Annotated in this window: 18 protein-coding genes; 14 read left to right on the top strand and 4 right to left on the bottom strand. The window is 34.6% G+C overall.

Going from position 1 to position 18,963, the window contains the following annotated elements; genetic code table 11:
- The first annotated feature begins 405 nt into the window (after window positions 1-405).
- From HMPREF9144_RS08930 to HMPREF9144_RS08920, 3 genes are all read left to right on the top strand, one after another.
- Window positions 406-1,398, top strand: a complete 993-nt coding sequence (locus HMPREF9144_RS08930) for a malate dehydrogenase (protein ID WP_006045643.1) — start codon at window positions 406-408, stop codon at window positions 1,396-1,398.
- A gap of 266 nt (window positions 1,399-1,664) precedes the next feature.
- Entirely contained in the window at window positions 1,665-2,156 is a 492-nt protein-coding gene (locus tag HMPREF9144_RS08925; RefSeq protein WP_006045642.1) for a DUF4359 domain-containing protein, read from the top strand.
- 22 nt (window positions 2,157-2,178) lie between these two features.
- On the top strand, window positions 2,179-2,784 hold the full coding sequence (locus HMPREF9144_RS08920) for a YiiX/YebB-like N1pC/P60 family cysteine hydrolase (protein WP_006045641.1): 606 nt from the start codon (window positions 2,179-2,181) through the stop codon (window positions 2,782-2,784).
- Window positions 2,785-2,825: 41 nt separating this feature from the next.
- Here HMPREF9144_RS08920 and HMPREF9144_RS08915 read toward each other — a convergent pair whose 3' ends face one another.
- Window positions 2,826-3,767 carry a hypothetical protein gene (locus HMPREF9144_RS08915; RefSeq protein ID WP_006045640.1) on the bottom strand — a complete coding sequence of 314 codons (942 nt, stop codon included), beginning with the start codon at window positions 3,765-3,767 and terminating at the stop codon, window positions 2,826-2,828.
- A 347-nt stretch (window positions 3,768-4,114) separates the two neighbouring features.
- Here HMPREF9144_RS08915 and HMPREF9144_RS08910 point away from each other — a divergent pair, with 347 nt between their 5' ends.
- Window positions 4,115-4,738, top strand: a complete 624-nt coding sequence (locus HMPREF9144_RS08910) for a DUF2284 domain-containing protein (protein ID WP_040595436.1) — start codon at window positions 4,115-4,117, stop codon at window positions 4,736-4,738.
- A gap of 18 nt (window positions 4,739-4,756) precedes the next feature.
- On the opposite strand, the gene HMPREF9144_RS08905 is transcribed toward HMPREF9144_RS08910, so the two are convergent.
- Window positions 4,757-5,452, bottom strand: a complete 696-nt coding sequence (locus tag HMPREF9144_RS08905; RefSeq protein WP_006045638.1) for a DUF5715 family protein — start codon at window positions 5,450-5,452, stop codon at window positions 4,757-4,759.
- A complete protein-coding gene (locus HMPREF9144_RS08900) occupies window positions 5,452-5,643 on the bottom strand; it encodes a hypothetical protein (RefSeq protein ID WP_040595435.1) in 192 nt (63 codons plus the stop codon). Before HMPREF9144_RS08900 ends, HMPREF9144_RS08905 begins: the two co-directional genes overlap by 1 nt.
- A 107-nt stretch (window positions 5,644-5,750) precedes the next feature.
- Between HMPREF9144_RS08900 and HMPREF9144_RS08895 the strand changes: the two genes are divergently transcribed.
- The 10 genes from HMPREF9144_RS08895 to HMPREF9144_RS08850 all read left to right on the top strand — a co-directional run bounded on the left by HMPREF9144_RS08895 (window position 5,751) and on the right by HMPREF9144_RS08850 (window position 15,201).
- A complete protein-coding gene (locus HMPREF9144_RS08895; RefSeq protein ID WP_040595434.1) occupies window positions 5,751-6,245 on the top strand; it encodes a methylated-DNA--[protein]-cysteine S-methyltransferase in 495 nt (164 codons plus the stop codon).
- 497 nt (window positions 6,246-6,742) lie between these two features.
- Window positions 6,743-7,354, top strand: coding sequence for a hypothetical protein (locus tag HMPREF9144_RS08890; protein ID WP_006045635.1), 612 nt, complete (start codon window positions 6,743-6,745; stop codon window positions 7,352-7,354).
- A 14-nt stretch (window positions 7,355-7,368) separates the two neighbouring features.
- Window positions 7,369-7,926 carry a cob(I)yrinic acid a,c-diamide adenosyltransferase gene (locus HMPREF9144_RS08885; RefSeq protein WP_006045634.1) on the top strand — a complete coding sequence of 186 codons (558 nt, stop codon included), beginning with the start codon at window positions 7,369-7,371 and terminating at the stop codon, window positions 7,924-7,926.
- A 56-nt stretch (window positions 7,927-7,982) separates the two neighbouring features.
- Window positions 7,983-8,204, top strand: a complete 222-nt coding sequence (locus tag HMPREF9144_RS08880; protein ID WP_006045633.1) for a DUF2795 domain-containing protein — start codon at window positions 7,983-7,985, stop codon at window positions 8,202-8,204.
- Window positions 8,205-8,403: 199 nt separating this feature from the next.
- A complete protein-coding gene (locus HMPREF9144_RS08875; RefSeq protein WP_455084629.1) occupies window positions 8,404-9,342 on the top strand; it encodes a PorP/SprF family type IX secretion system membrane protein in 939 nt (312 codons plus the stop codon).
- Between the two features lie 10 nt (window positions 9,343-9,352).
- Window positions 9,353-10,837, top strand: a complete 1,485-nt coding sequence (porK, locus tag HMPREF9144_RS08870) for a T9SS ring complex lipoprotein PorK/GldK (protein ID WP_006045631.1) — start codon at window positions 9,353-9,355, stop codon at window positions 10,835-10,837.
- 9 nt (window positions 10,838-10,846) lie between these two features.
- Window positions 10,847-11,647 (top strand): type IX secretion system motor protein PorL/GldL, encoded by an 801-nt coding sequence (porL, locus tag HMPREF9144_RS08865; protein ID WP_006045630.1) that lies wholly within the window; start codon window positions 10,847-10,849, stop codon window positions 11,645-11,647.
- Between the two features lie 111 nt (window positions 11,648-11,758).
- A complete protein-coding gene (gene porM / locus HMPREF9144_RS08860) occupies window positions 11,759-13,348 on the top strand; it encodes a type IX secretion system motor protein PorM/GldM (RefSeq protein WP_006045629.1) in 1,590 nt (529 codons plus the stop codon).
- Window positions 13,349-13,426: 78 nt separating this feature from the next.
- A complete protein-coding gene (gene porN, locus HMPREF9144_RS08855) occupies window positions 13,427-14,473 on the top strand; it encodes a type IX secretion system ring subunit PorN/GldN (protein ID WP_006045628.1) in 1,047 nt (348 codons plus the stop codon).
- Window positions 14,474-14,565: 92 nt separating this feature from the next.
- Window positions 14,566-15,201, top strand: coding sequence for a porin family protein (locus HMPREF9144_RS08850; protein WP_006045627.1), 636 nt, complete (start codon window positions 14,566-14,568; stop codon window positions 15,199-15,201).
- A 167-nt stretch (window positions 15,202-15,368) separates the two neighbouring features.
- Here the strand turns inward: HMPREF9144_RS08850 and HMPREF9144_RS08845 are convergent, their stop codons facing one another.
- On the bottom strand, window positions 15,369-18,563 hold the full coding sequence (locus HMPREF9144_RS08845; RefSeq protein ID WP_006045626.1) for a choice-of-anchor J domain-containing protein: 3,195 nt from the start codon (window positions 18,561-18,563) through the stop codon (window positions 15,369-15,371).
- Window positions 18,564-18,963 lie beyond the last annotated feature (400 nt).

Genomic DNA, 18,963 nt, shown 5'->3' with positions numbered 1-18,963 from the left:
TTAATTACAATTTTCAGAAAATATAATTAAAGTTTTGCGAGGTGGTTATCTGTTGTTTTAATTCTATTCCTTCATTTACCACATAGTCTTATTTAAATTACTTTCCTTAATCCACAAATCAGCTACCAATACTGTTATCTTCATCTACAGTTCCAATAGAAACATCGCCAACACTTCGTATACTTATTTTAATATTTTTCTTCGAATAAAATTTCATTTTATATACCTCTATGAGTTTTGTTTCTATGTTTTTTGTAATGTAGAAATAGCATTTTATTGCTTTTTACATTAAATAACAAATATCCTTTCGTAAAATTACTATTATCTATTTCTTTTTTGTAAATTTGCGGTATGAAAGTTGTAGGATAATTTAGCATTTCATTTTAAATATAAACAATATATATTATGTCATTTCTAACAAACGAGAAACTTGTTATCGTGGGCGCCGGCGGTATGATTGGTTCTAACATGGCGCAAACAGCATTAACATTAGGACTTACACCTAACGTTTGTCTTTACGATATTTTTGAACCAGGTTTACATGGTGTTGCCGACGAAATTGCTCATTGTGCTTTTCCAGGTGCAAATGTAACTTGGACTACAGATCCTAAAGAAGCTTTTACAGGAGCTAAATATATTATTTCTTCTGGTGGTGCTCCTCGTAAAGATGGTATGACTCGCGAAGATTTATTAAAAGGAAACTGCAAAATTGCTGCAGAATTTGGCGATTACATTAAGCAATATTGCCCAGATGTAGAGCATGTAGTTGTTATTTTTAACCCTGCCGATGTAACAGCATTAACAGCACTTATCCATTCTGGCTTAAAACCAAATCAGTTAACATCTTTAGCTGCGTTAGATTCTACCCGTTTGCAACAAGCTTTAGCATTAGAATTTGGTGTACAACAAGACAAAGTTACTGGTGCACATACCTATGGTGGACACGGAGAACAAATGGCAGTTTTTGCATCTCAAGTAAAAATAGATGGAAAACCATTGTCTGAAATGAATCTTAGCAACGAACGTTGGGAAGAAATAAAGCACGATACAGTGCAAGGTGGTTCACGAATTATAAAACTTCGTGGTCGTAGTTCGTTCCAAAGCCCTGCATATAATGCAGTTAAAATGATAGAAGCTGCAATGGGTGGTGAAAAATTCACTCTTCCAGCAGGATGTTATGTAAACGACGACCGTTTAGGTTTCAAGAATGTAATGATGGCTATGCCAACAACAATAGACAAGACTGGCGTTCATTACGATTTGCCAACTGGAACTGAAGAGGAAATGGCTGCATTGAAGGCTTCTTATGAGCATCTTTGCAAAATGCGCGATGAAATTGTAACATTGGGCATCATTCCTGCAGTAGCAGATTGGAAAAAAGATAATGTAAATCTTTAATAAGCGCACTTGTTTGTCGTTACGTTTATGGCAAACAATACCAATAAACAAGGTGTATCGAAGGCAACTTCTTATAGATAGAACAACCTTTGATACACCTTTTTATGTTTTTTATGCACTAATCAATTAAAACTAAAATAGCTTAGTTTATTATTTATTTTTATTATCTTTGTAACCGAAAATAAAACCGTTTGCAAATCTATTCACTTAGACAACGATTTCTATACTGGTTAGGTTTAACGATAATTCTTAAAAACAATATAATTATGGCATACTGTAAAAAATGCGGTGCTCCGCTCAACAACGATTCAGAATATTGTTCTCAATGTGAAACATCACAACAGCAAGAAAATAAAGAATGTTGTTCAGAACAAACGTGTAAAGACAAATTGTTTAATGTTCCAAAAAAGGCATGGCGCATTATAATTCCAGTAGCAATATTGCTTTTGTTTGGCATTACAAACCCTAGTAAAACAAAACATGTAGAAGCTATCCACACAGAATTAATGAAAGCTATAGCGCAAGATGGTGGAAATGAAGCAACTGTATATGCTTCTTTGGGTGCAGGTATTATAGATAAGGTGCTTGCTTCTCAATTAGATGTAAGCAATTATCTTATATTTAGTGTAGGTTCTTTACAAAACGGTGCAAGTAGTAAAATGGTATCGTTTGGAATTTTAGGTCATGTATTCACCACTGGGCTTGATAAAGAGGCACTTGGCAATATGAAAAAGGCAAACAAATCGCTTGGCCTTTAATCATAACAATCATAAAACAGATATGAAATATAAGCTGTTTGCAGCATTGTCCGCTACAGTTTTTTTATTTTTTTCTTGTTATAGGCAGCACGAATCAGAAAAACGTGCTGCCTATATTGATACTTTGTTGTTGCGTAATGGAGATATTATTTTTCGAGAAGGGAGAAGTGCCGAAAGTGCTATGGTTATGGCTTTAGATTGTAACAACTATTCGCATGTAGGTATGCTTTTAAATACAAGAAATGGCTGGAAAGTTGTGCACGCAGTTCCTGGAGAATCAGAAAACAACATAGATACTGTGAAATTTGAATCTATTGGTGCATATCTTCAAAGCGATAGATGTGTAAAAGCAAAAATAGTGCGAGTGCCTTGTAAGGCTTATATTGCACAAAAAGCCGTAGAATATGCCTTAAGCAAAATAGGTTTTCCTTTCGATAATGATTTCGATTTGGCAGATACAACTAAATTTTATTGTACCGAATTGGTATGGCGAGCTTATCTTTCTGTTGGAATAGATATATCTAAGGGGAAACGCCATAACATAAATGTGTTAGGATTTCATAAAAATAGCCTTCTACCTTCGGATATTACAATAGGAAAAACAATAAAAAGCATTAACTTAGAGTAGTTAGATGCTTTTTAGTTCTTATAGTGTTTTATGTATATTTTTTATTGCTTCTTTTTTATTTCTATCAACTTTATTATTATTCCGCCTTGTAATACAGAGTTTTCGCTACTTTCATATTTATTCGCGACTTGAACAGTCTCTTTTAAATAGGTAACAAATCCTTCTGTATTATATTTATATTCCTCTTCGCTTGTTGCCGTAATGCCTAAATCTATGTCGTCATCGTTATCTTCTTCCGAATTAGAATCTTTAAGAAACTCTTCTCCAGGGTTATCTTTAGCCGTTGTTTCATCACCATTTAAAAGGTCTATATTAGTTTTTAGCCATATTGTACCATCGTTTAAACGTGCCACAGTATATTTTGTTGTAACCGAATCTACATTCTCCGATTTTCCTTCCATTAAAGGTTGTCCGTAGTATTTAAAAAGCGCAGGAATTTCCTCGAAAATGTCGAGAATATTAAATTGTTCTTTTAATTTTTCCTTTGCTTCAGCTATTTCTTTTACTGTAGGTTTGTGTTTTGTTTGTTTTTTCACTATGTCTAAAAGGGTGGGTAACATTCTTTGTATGTAAAGTTCTTCTATTTCGTCTTTGTTATCCAAACTTTGAAAACGTCCAGAACCATCAATTGTAAAACGAATTGCCGTATTTTTAAGGTCGTCTTTTAAAAATTTCTCTATACCACCAACAATTGGAATAGTTTTATATGTTTTTTCTTCTTCTTGAATTTTTATTTTGTTTATTTTATAATCTATTTTTAAGTTTCCTTTATTGTCCTTTTCTTTCACAATTAAATAAAAATCTCGGCTACTTATGGCTGTATTTGGCACAACTTTATGAACAGCATCATTAGTATTGTCTACCGCATTATAAACAAGTGTGTCGCCTACTTGAAACTTTGGAAGAATAGTAAAGGTAGATTGGCTAAACACAGATAGAACTGCAGCGAAAGGCAGTAATAAAAGTAAAGTAATTTTTTTCATATTCAATTGTTTCTATTTATTTTTGTTCAAAGTTAATGTTTTTCTGTTGCATACCAAAATCCAATAAATGTTTTTTATATTGCTACTCTACGTTTTTGCACCTTATATGTAACATACCAATGTTATATTTGCCAACCAAACTAAGCTTCACACGTATTTTACAAACGAAATAGTTTCATAATTTTACACACTGGCGAATTTATATTTATAGAAAGAAACAGCATATTTTCATTCTTTATTACAATAAAGAATTGTATTTTTGCAGACAGCTAAGAACAAGCTTTAGAAAAGTGCATACAAAAAATAAAATTGGTTGCACTAAAAAACTACTAATAGTATTAAAAACAATGGAAATACGCTCTTTAACAAGTGTGGGGAATACCAATAATAATGGATTTAATCTGACCCATGTTACAACAATGATACCTGTTAGCGATTATACTTCTAATTATCGCAATGTGGAAAAGTTTCTTGGATTGTGTAAACAATGCCCTAAGTTTGGACAATCGTGGACTTGTCCTCCTTGCGAATTTGATGTAGAAGCGTTTGTAGATAAATTTAAATATGCACACATTCTGGGTTCTAAAATGACTTTTGACGATGCTGTTTTAGAAAACACCGTAACTCCAGAGGCAGTAAACAATGTATGCAGAGAAACTATGCGTTACGGTTTAATAAAAGCATCGGCATATTTGCGTAGCTACGAACGTAAATTTCCAGGAAGTATCTGTTTTCTTGGCTCACAATGCCTACTATGTGGAAACAAACCTTGTACACGACTTAAAAAAGAAGCTTGCAGACACCCTAACGATGTACGAGTTTCTTTAGAAGCTGTAGGATTTGATCTTGGAAAAACAACACAAGACTTATTAGGAATAGAACTAAAATGGGGCAAGCCAAACCGCTTACCCCAATATATTACATTAGTAACTGCTTTATTCACTAACGATGCTACGCTGCGTTTAGAATAAAGTTTAGAAAACAGTGTGTTATATTTTTCTAACCGTTACGTGAATGCAGTGCTGAGCACGTTCAAAAATAGGCCAACATTCGCCTTCTTCGCGCAAATTGTAGATAACTTTTCCTAAAATATTGCACATAGTTTCGTTGCTAACAGCCTTTCCACTTGTACCTGTACGGTTGAAACGACTGAAACTTATATCGAAAGTTGTGCCATACAAATGTGCAGAATTGTCGTTTGTACTACTATTTGTTTGTTGTGCAATTGCAATATCTCTACGAGTTCTAAACATTGCCGTAACTATTATGCGATGTTCGCGATAACCTTCTTTGTCTAACTCTTCTTGGAATCGCTTTCCAATTTCTTTTAAAAGATTTTTTGCTCCCTTTGTTAAATAAGGTGCCGAATCTTTTAATCTGTCTACTAAATAATATCCGTTAGATTCTACCAGTTTTAGGCGTCTATGGTCGTTTTCTAACTTTGCACGCGAGTCAATTGGCGTTACACCATATTTTTTTGCTGCGTAAAGTTGTGCACCATTTACATCTTTAAACTGATAAGTGCTTTGCATTGAAACATTATCATCGCGAAAAGTTTCTCCTTCGTTACTACTTTTACTGGTTGCACATGCTGTAGTAAATGTAATTACAGTTGCAAAAATGCCTACAGACAATAAGTTTAGCAAGCATTTTCTTTTTGAGTGTTTTGCTATTGTTTTCATCATTATTTTATTTGAATTATTATATCTGCAATATCTTTCGGCTCATTAAAAGGCATTCCCATTATCAAATCCTCGTCTGTAAGTTCGTTTAGCAAATTGTTTGCCTCCAATTCGCTAATAATAGGTTCGCCTTTTTCTGTTTTTCGAGCTAAAAGTTCGTTCAAAATTAGCTGTCTATATTCGTGTATGTCCATATTAAAAAATTTAATTCCGGATAGAAATCGCTGCAAAGATAATACAATTTTCAGTCCACTGTAATTTATTTTGTATCTTTGCACTATTAATAATGTATTTTCACATAATGCAAAAAATACAAACATACAATTCGCCTTTAGGCAATTTAACACTTGTAAGCAACGGCATTGCATTAACGGGAATATGGTTTGAAAAACAAAAACCGTTGCAGCATATTTTTAAATTGCCACACGAAGTATGTAACCTTCCTATTTTCGATGATACAAAACGCTGGTTGGATATTTACTTTGAGGGAGATGTCCCCAATTTTACACCGCTATTATGCCCAGAAGGCACACATTTTAGGCAACAAGTGTGGAACTATTTACTACAAATTCCATACGGCAAAACAACAACTTACGGTGCGTTAGCAAAGAAAATGGCACTACATTTACAAAAACAAAAAATGTCTGCACAAGCAATTGGAGGAGCTGTAGGACACAATCCAATACCTATTATTATTCCATGCCACCGAGTTATTGGAACAAACGGAACAATGATTGGATATGCCAGCGGGATTTGGCGAAAAGAATTTTTATTGGAATTAGAATCCAAAAAATAGAGTGGGGAAGTGGCTCTAATTTTAGTTCTTACAGGAAGAATTCTATATATTCAATTTCGCCCTTTTTATAACGAAATTTTATTCACTGCTCTGATTTATCTGTTATTTTTGTAAGTAAATTAAATTAATTTATCTTACTTCTCTCAGAAGTAAATATTATTACTGACTGAAATATAGCAGAAATTGCCTTCTTTTTACACTGTTTTTTGTGTACGATAGCCTTATTCGCCGAAAACAAATTTTGAAGGAGAAAAATATTAATAATAAAATCAAAAAAAATAATTATAAATTCAGAAAAATTAATTATAAATTCGGCAATATTTCATTATGTTTTTTGCAGAGCTAAAAAAGTAAATGAAAACGAATAAGAGATAAACCCTCTATATAGTTTCTATAAAACGCACTATTTTACAGAAAGAGAGGAATCACATTCGTAAAAAAAAGACTATATTCTCGGTTTTCACCATTTTTTTGTGTAAGTTTGCAGCACTATAGTAATGACACAACAAAAAAATCTGCCATATAAGATAAAAGCTTTGATGGTGTGGTTGCAACGAATGAAATATATTCAGGGTTTTGGAATACAATCACCGTCAGCCTTTTCGTTTGATAGGGAGGTGATAAACAATCATACTTCTTATTCGGTTTATGCAGAACTAAACAAAATTTGTCCCATAAAAAATGCGGAAGAACGTAAGAAAGCACGGCTGCTGTATAGGATAAATCGTTTTGCAAAAGCCGATACATTTTATTTTTGTCCTACAAAACTACCCCATTACGAACGCTACATAACGGCAGCAAACGAAAAAACATTGGTAGAGAATGTAGAAACGAAATATGAAACAACGGTAGAAACAGCTTCTAACAAAGTAGCAATTTATTTTTTTACAGTTTGCAACCATAGTAAAACATTCTATGCTGCACTGCGCAAAACCATAAATGCACAAAGCTTTGTAATAGTAGACAATATAAACAAAACGGAAGAAGCAAAAGCTTTTTGGCACGAAATAGTAGACGACGAACGTGTAAGTTTCTCGTTCGACCTATATTATATGGGTATTGCCTTTTTCGACAAACGTCCTAAACAGAACTATATTATAAATTTCTAATAAAACAACACAATATGAGTAAGGTATATACAAAAACTGGCGATAAAGGAACAACCAGTTTAATAGGAGGAACACGAGTAAAAAAGAGCGATATTCGTATAAATTCGTATGGAACAGTAGACGAATTAAACTCTTTTGTAGGGCTACTTGCCACCTATATTAAAGAGGAAGAAACCATAGAACTATTGGCAGAAATGCAAAACGTGCTGTTTAACATAGGTTGCAATTTAGCTATGGGCGACAATTTTAAAAAAGAAATAAAAGAATCGGTTGTAACAACTAAACTAATAGAAAATGTAGAACATGCAATAGACAGAATGCAAGCAGCAATTCCAGAATTAAAACATTTCGTAATTCCAGGTGGTAGTCGTTCTGCATCAATTGCTCATGTTTGTCGTACAGTTTGTAGACGTGCCGAACGTTTAATTATAAGTTTAGATGAGACTTCTGAAGTAGACAAAAATTTAATGGCATATATAAATAGATTGTCAGACTACTTTTTTGTGCTTTCACGTTATTTAAACAATATAGAAAATGTAGCCGAAAAAATTTGGCAAAATCCTTGCAAATAAAAAATAAAATAGTATTTTTGCACGCAAATTAAGCTAAAATTCAAATTTATAAGCCTATGTATTGGACACTAGAATTAGCATCAAAGCTGGAAGATGCACCATGGCCAGCAACAAAAGAAGAACTTATTGACTATGCTGTTCGTTCAGGATCTCCATTAGAAGTGTTAGAAAATCTTCAGGAAATAGAAGACGAAGGCGAAGTTTATGATAGCATTGAAGACATTTGGCCCGACTATCCATCTAAAGACGACTTTTTGTGGAACGAAGATGAATATTGATTAGGTAAACAAAAATAATTCGAACAACTCACCATATATAATATCTATGGTGAGTTGTTTTTTATCTGCAACATTTTACAAGCTCGTTTTAGGCATATAGTATAAATTTTGTATGGAAGATAAATTAAACAAAAGCAATTTCTAAAATATACCTTTTATGGAAAATGCAATAATACCGAAAAACCATCGTTATATAAATGTGTTAAAACGCTTAATATCCATAATAGGTTTCTGTGCATTTGCTAATGTTGTAGCATTGGCACAATACGATGTGGCTTTTAGTCACTACTGGAATATGGAACCTTATTATAATCCAGCCTCTGTGGGAAAAGAAAATCAGCTAAATGTAGTGGGAGCATACGCTTTAAATTTTGCAGGATATAAAAATAGTCCGCGAGCAATGTATGTTGGTGCAAGTATGCCACTATATTTTATGAAGCAATATCACGGAGTAGGTGTATCTATTTTAAACGACCAAATCGGTCTTTTTACCCATCAACGCATAGCAGGTCAATATGCTTTTCGCAAAAATTTGTTTGGCGGTATGTTGTCGGCAGGTGTACAATTAGGCTTATTATTAGAAAAGTTTGACGGTTCTAAACTTGATTTAGAAGATGCTAACGATCCAGCTTTTGCAAAAGCAGAGGTAAATGGTCAGAGTTTAGATTTAGGAGTAGGTGTTTACTATATACATAACAATTGGTATGTAGGAGCATCTGTGCAACATCTTAATGCACCATTGGTGGAACTGGGCGATAAAAACGAACTACAAATAGATAGAACCTATTATTTAACGGGTGGATACAATATAAAGCTAAGAAATCCGTTTCTAACTATACCAACTTCCATAATGGCACGTTATGATGGTAATGGATATCGTGCAGATATAACAGCACGATTAGTATATACAAACGAAAAAAGGGTGTTATATGGTGGTGTATCTTATAGTCCTGGAAACTCGGTAACAGCATACGTTGGAGGAAGCTTTCATAACATAAATGTAGGTTACAGTTACGAAATGTATACAGGTACTGCCGATTTGGGAAATGGTAGCCACGAATTGGTAGTTAGCTATAAAACCGATATAAACTTGCAAAAAAAAGGACGAAATAAACATAAAAGCGTAAGATTTCTATAGAAAACAAAATATGAAAATGAAGAAGAACATATTTATTCTTTGCCTTAGTGTTGTTATGCTTAGCACACTTTCTGGTTGCTTTGCAGGAAAATCGGCTGCAACACCAGGGAGAGGGGGTGAAGTTACAGGTGTTGGTGGAGGAAAATCGTTTCGAGAACCAACTCCGTTTGGTATGACTTTAGTGAAACGTGGCTGGTTGAAAATGGGACTAACAGACCAAGATAGTCTTTGGGGAAAAACTACACCTGTGAAAGATATATCTGTAGATGGCTTCTGGATGGACGAAACAGAAGTAACAAATTCTAAATATAAACAGTTTGTTGAATGGGTACACGATTCAATTCTCCGTACACGTCTTGCTGATCCAGCATACGGAGGCGACGAAACTTATATGATAACCGAAGATAAAAATGGTAATCCTGTTACGCCACATTTAAATTGGAATAAACGTTTACCACGTAAACCCAATGAAGACGAACAACGAGCTTTTGAAAGTTTATATACAACAAATCCAGCTACAGGCGAAAAAAGTCTAGATGTGAAACAACTAAATTATCGTTATGAAATATACGATTACACAGCTGCAGCACTTAGACGTAACCGTTTGAACCCTGCAGAACGCAATTTAAATACAGATGTTGAAGTAAATCCGAACGAAGTTGTTATGATTTCGAAAGATACTGCGTATGTAGACGATGAAGGAAATATACACAGAGAAACCATAAATAGACCTTTAACTGGTGCTTGGGATTTCTTAAATACATATATTGTAAACGTATATCCAGATACAACTTGTTGGGTAAACGACTTTAGAAATTCGGATAATGAAACCTATTTGCGCAATTATTTTAGTAATGCCACATACAACGATTATCCTGTAGTAGGTGTTACATGGGAACAAGCCAATGCTTTTTGTGCTTGGCGTACAGAATATTTGCTAAAAGGTTTAGGAAAAGAAGCTCGCTTTGTTCAACGTTATCGGTTACCAACAGAAGCTGAATGGGAATATGCAGCACGTGGAAAGAATCAAGACGAATTTCCATGGGAAAATCAAGATGTAAAAAATGGTAATGGCTGTTTCTATGCTAATTTTAAACCAGACCGAGGTAACTATACAAAAGATGGTAATCTTATAACCAGTAGAGCGGGTATTTATAGTGCAAATTCGAATGGCTTATACGATATGGCTGGAAATGTGGCTGAATGGACCAGCACTGTTTATACAGAAGCAGGAGTAAAGTCTATGAACGACTTAAACCCACAATTAGAATATAAAGCCGCAAAAGAAGACCCTTATAAGTTGAAAAAGAAAAGTGTACGCGGTGGTAGTTGGAAAGATCCAGAAAGTTATATCCGAAGTGCATGGCGTACGTGGGAATATCAAAATCAACCACGTAGTTATATAGGTTTTCGTTGTGTACGTAGCTTAGCTAGTTCTTCAAGCGAAGCTGCAAAAGAAGCAAAGAAAAGTAGTAAGAAAAGAAAAACAAAATAAAAAAACACAATGACACAGTATAGCAAATATAACATTATATATAGGCTGCAAAAATGGATTGACACAGTTGCAGGGCAAACCTTCCTAAACTATGGTTATAGCTGGGGAGCATCGGTAGTAATCTTAGGAGCATTGTTTAAACTAACTCACCTTCCAGGAGCGAATGTTTGGTTGTTTTTAGGTATGGGAACCGAAGTAATTGTGTTCTTCTTGTCGGCTTTCGACCGTCCTTTCGATAAAACAGATGATGGAAAAGAAATTCCTCTTCATCTTGAAAACGATGAAGAAAATGGAGAACTTGTTGAGAATGAAATACAAAATGCAGCATCTGTAGCGCAAACAACAACAGCGTCTATTAATACGGTGGTAGAAGATATTGCACGACAAACTATTCCATCAGCCGATAAAATTGCAGCAGCAGTAGTTAATCAGCAAAGTCAAATTATAGCAAATGCAGAACAACAAACACCAGAGATGGTTGAAGCACAAACTAATTATGTTGATGCATTAAAAAATTTGACAGAAATGTTGGGAAGAGTGAACGACCAAAGCCAACGTTTAACTCGTGATAGTGAAGAAATGGAAAATCTAAATCGTACACTCACTGGTATTACCAAAGTTTACGAAATGCAATTGAAAGGTGCGAGCCAGCAGATTGGTACTATTGACCAAATTAACGAGCAAACTCGCAAAATGGCACAACAAATAGAGCAACTTAACCAGGTATATGCACGAATGATAGAAGCAATGACTGTGAATATGCGTGTTGCATCGCCTAACATTTCTGCTCAACCTACACCAGAGAAATAAAAGTTAAAAGTACATTCATCTTTAAAATAGCAACCCTGTTTATATCATCATAATAAAAAGAATTATGTAGATGAAACAGACAAGCAGACATATTAATAGAAAGATATTTATATGGCAATTATAAAAAGAAAAGTTTCCCCACGCCAGAAGATGATTAACCTGATGTACGTTGTACTAATGGCGATGCTTGCGTTGAATATTTCAACAGAAGTACTTAATGGCTTTTCTATTGTAGAGGAAAGTTTAAATCGTACTACTGGAAACTCTTCTATGGAAAATAAAGCCATCTTCGATGAATTGGAGCAAATGATGCAAAAGAACCCTGAAAAGGTGAAAGCATGGTTTGCAATGGCATCAACAGTGAGAAATATGAGCGATTCGCTCTTTAATTATGCTCAACAATTAAAGATAGACATTGTAAAAGAAGCCGATGGAGACGATGGCGACCCATTAAACATTAAAAATAAAGAAAACCTGGAAGCAGCGGGAATAATAATGTTGGCGCCAGGAACAGGGCAAGGACACAAACTTTTTAATGCTATAAACAGTTATCGTGAGCGTATTCTGCGTTTCGTTACAGACCCTTTACAGAAGAAAATTATAGCAAGTAACCTTTCTACAGTCGTTCCACACCATTCTTTAAATAAGAATTGGGAAGAATATATGTTCGAAAATATGCCAACATCGGCTGCTGTTACGCTGCTTTCAAAGCTGCAAAGCGATATACGTTATGCAGAAGGCGAAGTTTTACACACACTTGTTGCCAATGTTGGATTAAAAGATTTACGTGTTAATAAACTACAAGCTTTTGTTGTACCAAGTCAGACACGACTTTATCCCGGCGAAACGCTAACGGCACAAATGCTAATGGCAGCAATCGACTCTACACAACAACCACAAGTTTATGTAAACGGACAACTAATAAAAGGTAATAAAATAAGTATAAAAGCTGGAACTCCAGGAAAACATACTATTAGTGGTTATATGCTAATTAAAGATCTTGCAGGAAATGTTATACGAAGAAACTTTACACAAGATTATTGGGTAACTGGTGGACCGAAACCAGAAACTTATATTAGTCCTGATGGTATGCAAAAAACACCAGCTTTTGAAGGAATGGCAACAATAGCTGCCGATTTAATGAATGTACTTTATGCTGGTTTCGATAATCCAATTACCATTAGTATCCCAAATACTGCTCAAAACGATATACAAGCTTCTATGTCTGGAGGTTCATTAATTTCGCGTGGTGGGGGTAAATTTGTTGCACGACCAACATCTGTTGGAAATCCTGTAACAATTTCGGTTTCGGCAAAGGGAAGAAAAATAGGAGAATATAAGTTCCGTGTACGTAAATTGCCAGACCCAGCTCCGTATATTGCAATGGGAGGCGATAGATTTAAGAGTGGAGGTCTATCAAAAGCAGCTTTAATGTCTGCAGCAGGTATACATGCTGCAATAGACGATGGACTATTAGATATTCCATTTACAGTAACAAGTTTCCGCACCGTATTCTTCGATAATTTAGGAAATGCTGTACCATTATCAAGTAATGGCTCACAGTTCTCTGCTCAACAAAAAGAACAATTCCGACATCTCAGTCGTAATAAGCGCTTCTATATAACAAACGTTGTTGTTCACGGTCCAGATGGTACAACACGTACACTTAATGGAAGAAATATGGAAGTGATAGTGCAGTAACAATAAAATGAAGATTAATTATAAATTCTACGTTGGTGTAAATAACCATTGTTTGAATTATTATTTAAGATACAGAAAATGAAACGAATATTCTTAATAATATGTGTTGCCACAGTTGCAATAAGTAGTTTTGCACAGCCAGCTCGTCGTAGAACACAACAAGAGAGCAGCCGTTCTAATGCAAATACTATAACTACACGTGCTCAAATATCATTTCCTACTGCAGCTCCAATGGAAGAAGATGTAGTTTGGCGTCGCGATATATATCGAGAACTCAATCTTATGGACGATGCCAATGCTCCTTTATATTATCCGACAGAACCTGTTGGCTCGCAGATGAATTTGTTTTGCTATATCTTCAAATTAATGATGATGGGACCACGCAATGGTGGGATAAATGCATACGAATATAGAATGGATGGCAACGAAGTGTTTACAGATTCGGCACGCATAAAGCCGCTACAATTCTTAGATAATTATCATATTTATTACGAACGTACAGATCGTGGTATAAGATTGGATAATAGCGACATTCCTTCGGCAGAAGTAAAAGGTTACTATTTAAAAGAAAGTGCCTATTACGACCAGGGAACATCTACTTTTCATCGAAAAGTTATTGCACTTTGCCCTATAATGTATCGTGCAGATGACTTTGGAGATGGCGAAGTTAAGTATCCGTTGTTTTGGGTTAAATACGACGATTTAGCTCCGTTCCTTTCAAAGCAAACCATAATGACGAGTAATTTGAATAATGCTGCTACAATGAGCGTAGAAGACTATTTCACAATGAATTGCTACAAAGGAAAGATTTATAAAACAACAAATATGCTCGGCAAAACACTTGCGCAATATTGTACAACCGATTCGGCAATGAACAAAGAGCAAAGAAAGATTGAGAACGAATTAAAAGAGTTCGAAAAAAATATCTTTGGTAATATACAAAAACGTGATAGCTTAGATAGTATTTCTGCAGCAAAAGATAACACGAAAGCTGTAAAAACTCGTTCGCGTCGTACTAGACGTTCTGCAGAAACTACAGTAACGCGTTCTTCTCGTCGTTCAAACTCGTCAGGAGGAACATCTAATAATGCTGCTCGTGTTAGTGTACGCCGGCAACGACATTAATAAATAAAATGCGTTTTTGGGTAGAGTTATTAATTTAAAGCCTCTGATGTTTCTAAATTATAGAGCAACTTAGGCTTTTAATATTTAAGATTGTGAAAAAAACAACTTCATTAATAATCCTTCTCATCGGATTATGCATCTCAACATCAGTAAAAGCACAAGATGTTGAGTTTGGTATTAAAGCAGGATTGAATGTTACAGACATGAAACTTAGTTCGGAACTATTTAAAACGACTAATCGTGCAGGTGGTTTCATAGGTCCTACGGTTAAATTCACACTTCCTATTGTTGGCTTAGGAGTAGATGTTTCGGCACTTTACGATTTCCGTCAAGCAAAAGTTACCGACCCAACATCACAAGAGAAAACTGTAAAACAACAGCAAATAGCAATTCCTGTAAACTTTCGCTATTCTGTTGGCTTAGGTTCTATGGCGAGTGCTTTTCTTTCTGCAGGTCCACAATGGGGCATTAATATAGGCGAAAAATATTTTAAATGGAATAGAAGAAGTAGCTATTCGCTAAAAAAGAGCAATTTCAGTATAAATGCAGGTCTTGGTGTTACATTTATGAAGCATTTCGAAGTTAGTGCGAACTATAATATAGCAGTGGGTAAAACAGCAGAAGTAAAAGCACTAGAAACAATTGCTAATGCTGCAGAACAATTGATTGGTGTAAAAGCAAAAAGCAGGAACAATTCTTGGCAGGTAGCTGTTGCTTATTATTTTTAATCCATCGCTATAACGAATGGTATTAGAGATGAACAACTTTTAAGATAGGTTGTGTTAATATTATTTCTAAAGAAATATGACGTCGTTTTCGAATTAAAATGACGTCATATTCTTTTATATCTCATTATGCAATATTATATATTGTCTATCCGCACAAAACTGTATTCCTATTTTATTATAACTTTCTTTCCGTTAATAATATATATCCCCCTTCTTAACCCTTTAAGTGTGTTCGCTTGATGTTTTAAGCATACACCACTAAGTGTGTATATATCATAAGTAATGCTGGAATTAGAAACGGTAGATATTCCAGTAGGAATAACTTCAATAGTTGTTGGAGCTGACTCTATATTATTTATATAACTTGCTGTTACTTGATAAATATGATTACCTTTTGTAACATTCACATCAATATAATTATAATCAGTTGTTGAACCGATAAGAATACCATCTCGATATATGTTATATTTCTCAACATTACCACCACCTACATAATAAGATATATCGTCAATAAGCAGAATATAGGCTGTTGAAGGTTTTGTAACATTGCGAATTGCAAAGAACTTTGTACCTTCTGGGAGTTCTGCTTCAATCTTTTGCCATTCTCCACCAGAAATCTCCACAGTTTTTAATATATTGAAATGGTTGATATCAGTATCAGAAGTAGAATAAAGAATTTGAACAGTTTGTTTCAAATCAACTTTCTGTCCTGTTATCTGATTGGTTGCTACAACATTATTGGCGTAAAAAGATATTGTTTGAGCAAGACGTGGTAATTCCGGACTAATAATCCAATCATCATTCGCAACAGTTTCTTGTTCGAAACTATACATATTCATCTGCGTACTATGAACAGATGCTAAAGATTGCTTTCCACTATGAGCATCGAATGTATGCAAACCACCAGCAGGTAAATCACGTCCATTAAAATCGTGAGGATTAAACACTATAAATGCAAAAGGTTCTCCTTCGTTCGGATAGGTAATTTCTGTACCATTAGAATCATACAGAAAGTCTCCAGCTGTTGTTGCTTTATCACCATCAACAAATGTCCAGTTTCCTATTTCTGTTATCGCCCATGGAGTATAAGATTCAATATCATCAGTCTTTATCATCAAAGGTATTGGTTTTTCCCAAGAAAGTTTTATGTCATTACCAACTTGTACCCAAGATAAATTCTGTACGGGCGAAACATCGGGTTTCTTAATAGCAATATTCGTATTTGCTGAATTATTTTCGTCATTAATGTCTCCGTCTGCTAATACTATCACCTTTATGTTTAATTGTTCTGCAGCCTCAAGTTTATCTATTTTATAAGATAATTCGAATGTTTTAATATCAAGAGAAGATAATGGCTCGTTTATTTGTTGTCTACTAATTTCTTTCCCATTGACTATGAGTAACAGTTGGTAAGCATTTATAGATTTATCGCCTACATTACTTACTTTTGCATGGATATTCGTAGTTTCAGAACGCATCACTTCTTTATCTGCTGTTACTGCAACAGAAAGGTCTCTATCGGCTAAATCGCCTACACGAATATTATCTATGAATAAAACTTTAGTGCTACTCTCGTTTGACTTATCAGCAAATGCAAAACCTAACTGAACATAACGTTCATTTATAAATTGGCTGAGATCGTATTTATATGTTTGCCATTTGGTTTCGCCTGCAACTAATTTCTCTTTATTCAGATACACAACACCTTTATTTGGAATTGTCGCATATACATAAAACATACCACTGGCTGTAGTATTTTTTTGTTTAAATGCTAATATAGGGTGATGTGTTCCTGCTAACGATATTTTGAATGTATTTACACCAACTGAATCGTTCATAAGAGTTTGAAGATAAAGACAACCTCCGTCTGCATCAGACGATTCGTCTACTGTTCTTCCCACACCTGCCATTTGGAAAGTTACACCTTGTCCCTCTGCAAAAGGTATTAAAACTTTGTTTTCTCTACCATTAACAAAGCTCTCATAGTATGGCGTACTATCAGGCACGCCTAATAAAAGAGTATTAGAAACATTTCCTTTTTCACTCTCCCCTTTAGCATTTTTTGAAGTAACAGCTAATTCGAGTTGTCTTGGTTTTCCTTTATCTGCACCATAACCTAAGGCATATTCTGTCTGCCCATTTGTAACTTCGCCTATTTTATCTCCCAATTGTACTTGGCCTAAGTTATCGTAGCTAACAGTATGTATATTATAAGTTACTTTCTCTGGAAAGAATGCGCCATTATGCATAGGACGAGCTGCACTCCACGAAAGAATAATATTATTAGGATCATCTGAGAGCTTTACATTTGTTGGAGCTGATGGGAAATCGAGTCCTATATAAGAAGAAGTAACATACGCTTCTCCATCTCCAATCTCATTATAAGGAAGAAAAGTAAAACTATTTAATCCCTCTTGTGGAATATTATCTATCACAAAGTTATATTGTTCACCAGGATTAAGAGTATTTATATTTTTCACCTGTGTGCCATTTACTAATACACGAATACCACCTAATGAGGTTAATGGCATTCCATCATACGAAGTTTTTGGCGCAGTAAAGTTTACATTTGCTTTCAAACTTGCTGAAGCATCTGGTGTAATAGTTACATTAGTAACCTTACTAGGAGATTTGGCTTCTGGTGCTGCTTCAACAGAAATATCATCAACATAAAGAGCAATACGAAAAGCATCGCTAATAGCGTGGAAGCCTATATAATATACACCATCGTTCAAAGGTTTCAATGTTTGTGTATATTCTTGAAAAGTAGTATTACTTATTTCTGTGGGCGTAAGTATTTCGCCAGTCATAGCAGCCACCTTAGTTGCATTACCATACTTTACTTCTATACGTTCGGGATAGGTAGCTTGTACGCAACGAAGCTTAAATTTCACATAATAAGTCTTACCACCTTTTAGATTTATTCCTGGTGAAATTAACCAATCGTCAGCTGCATTCTTTGCATTGTAATAATACATTGCCATTCCATTCTGGTCGTTAAGTAAAAGGCTCCATATTCCATTCTTCTTGCCATTAATTGTATCGTTATCTCCATTAGCATCAATTATAGTGAATTGTTCCCATTGTTCCACATTGCTAAAATCAACGCTCCAACCAGGTTCATAGATTATTGGCGATTGCTTATGCTGAACATTTGAAACACTTTTCTGCCTATTATTTTTTAATTGTGATATAGGCATATCTCGCCTGTTACAATTATAAATTGTAGTATCACCCATCTGTAATTTCTGCTGCAAGATATGGTTGTGAATTAACAATTTATCAATAGTAGTTTGACCATATATAGGCATTGTTGCCAGTATAACTCCTTGAATAATAAGTAAAATTATTTTCTTTCCCATAAAAAATATTTTTAGATGTTTATAACTACGATATACTTCTACAGTGTAGTAACTCTATTTAAGTCAATAAATCGTGGATAGTAGAAGGTGATTTTTAACCATATTTCAAAATCATATATATAATGATGTTGATAAAAATGAAGACTCTATTGCACTTCGTTTTGGAACTTGCATTCTAAACACAACTAAATGGGTCTTTTTATAAATGAAGGTTTTGCAGAGGTCTCGATATTTGCAAATAATTTATAGCATATTATACGATGAATCAGAGGAATATTAGGCTTTTAAGGGTGGACTATTTATAGATTGAAAGTTGTCAAGTTATTAATGTGCATTTTGACACACCCTCCCTTTTTATTAATCTCCTTATTTTTCAATTCTTTAGCATCCTAATCAAAAG

This window comes from Prevotella pallens ATCC 700821 (genome assembly GCF_000220255.1).
In the GTDB taxonomy this organism is placed as follows: domain Bacteria; phylum Bacteroidota; class Bacteroidia; order Bacteroidales; family Bacteroidaceae; genus Prevotella; species Prevotella pallens.
This window is presented reverse-complemented; position numbering and strand designations above follow the sequence as displayed.

Coding starts and splice junctions, on each gene's coding strand:
- HMPREF9144_RS08880 (WP_006045633.1), top strand. CDS start 7,983: ATGTATTGGACACTAGAATTAGCATCAAAGCTGGAAGATGCACCATGG.
- HMPREF9144_RS08930 (WP_006045643.1), top strand. CDS start 406: ATGTCATTTCTAACAAACGAGAAACTTGTTATCGTGGGCGCCGGCGGT.
- HMPREF9144_RS08890 (WP_006045635.1), top strand. CDS start 6,743: ATGACACAACAAAAAAATCTGCCATATAAGATAAAAGCTTTGATGGTG.
- HMPREF9144_RS08900 (WP_040595435.1), bottom strand. CDS start 5,643: ATGGACATACACGAATATAGACAGCTAATTTTGAACGAACTTTTAGCT.
- HMPREF9144_RS08920 (WP_006045641.1), top strand. CDS start 2,179: ATGAAATATAAGCTGTTTGCAGCATTGTCCGCTACAGTTTTTTTATTT.
- porN (WP_006045628.1), top strand. CDS start 13,427: ATGAAACGAATATTCTTAATAATATGTGTTGCCACAGTTGCAATAAGT.
- porL (WP_006045630.1), top strand. CDS start 10,847: ATGACACAGTATAGCAAATATAACATTATATATAGGCTGCAAAAATGG.
- HMPREF9144_RS08915 (WP_006045640.1), bottom strand. CDS start 3,767: ATGAAAAAAATTACTTTACTTTTATTACTGCCTTTCGCTGCAGTTCTA.
- HMPREF9144_RS08905 (WP_006045638.1), bottom strand. CDS start 5,452: ATGATGAAAACAATAGCAAAACACTCAAAAAGAAAATGCTTGCTAAAC.
- porK (WP_006045631.1), top strand. CDS start 9,353: ATGAAAATGAAGAAGAACATATTTATTCTTTGCCTTAGTGTTGTTATG.
- HMPREF9144_RS08925 (WP_006045642.1), top strand. CDS start 1,665: ATGGCATACTGTAAAAAATGCGGTGCTCCGCTCAACAACGATTCAGAA.
- HMPREF9144_RS08895 (WP_040595434.1), top strand. CDS start 5,751: ATGCAAAAAATACAAACATACAATTCGCCTTTAGGCAATTTAACACTT.
- HMPREF9144_RS08845 (WP_006045626.1), bottom strand. CDS start 18,563: ATGGGAAAGAAAATAATTTTACTTATTATTCAAGGAGTTATACTGGCA.
- HMPREF9144_RS08910 (WP_040595436.1), top strand. CDS start 4,115: ATGGAAATACGCTCTTTAACAAGTGTGGGGAATACCAATAATAATGGA.
- HMPREF9144_RS08885 (WP_006045634.1), top strand. CDS start 7,369: ATGAGTAAGGTATATACAAAAACTGGCGATAAAGGAACAACCAGTTTA.
- porM (WP_006045629.1), top strand. CDS start 11,759: ATGGCAATTATAAAAAGAAAAGTTTCCCCACGCCAGAAGATGATTAAC.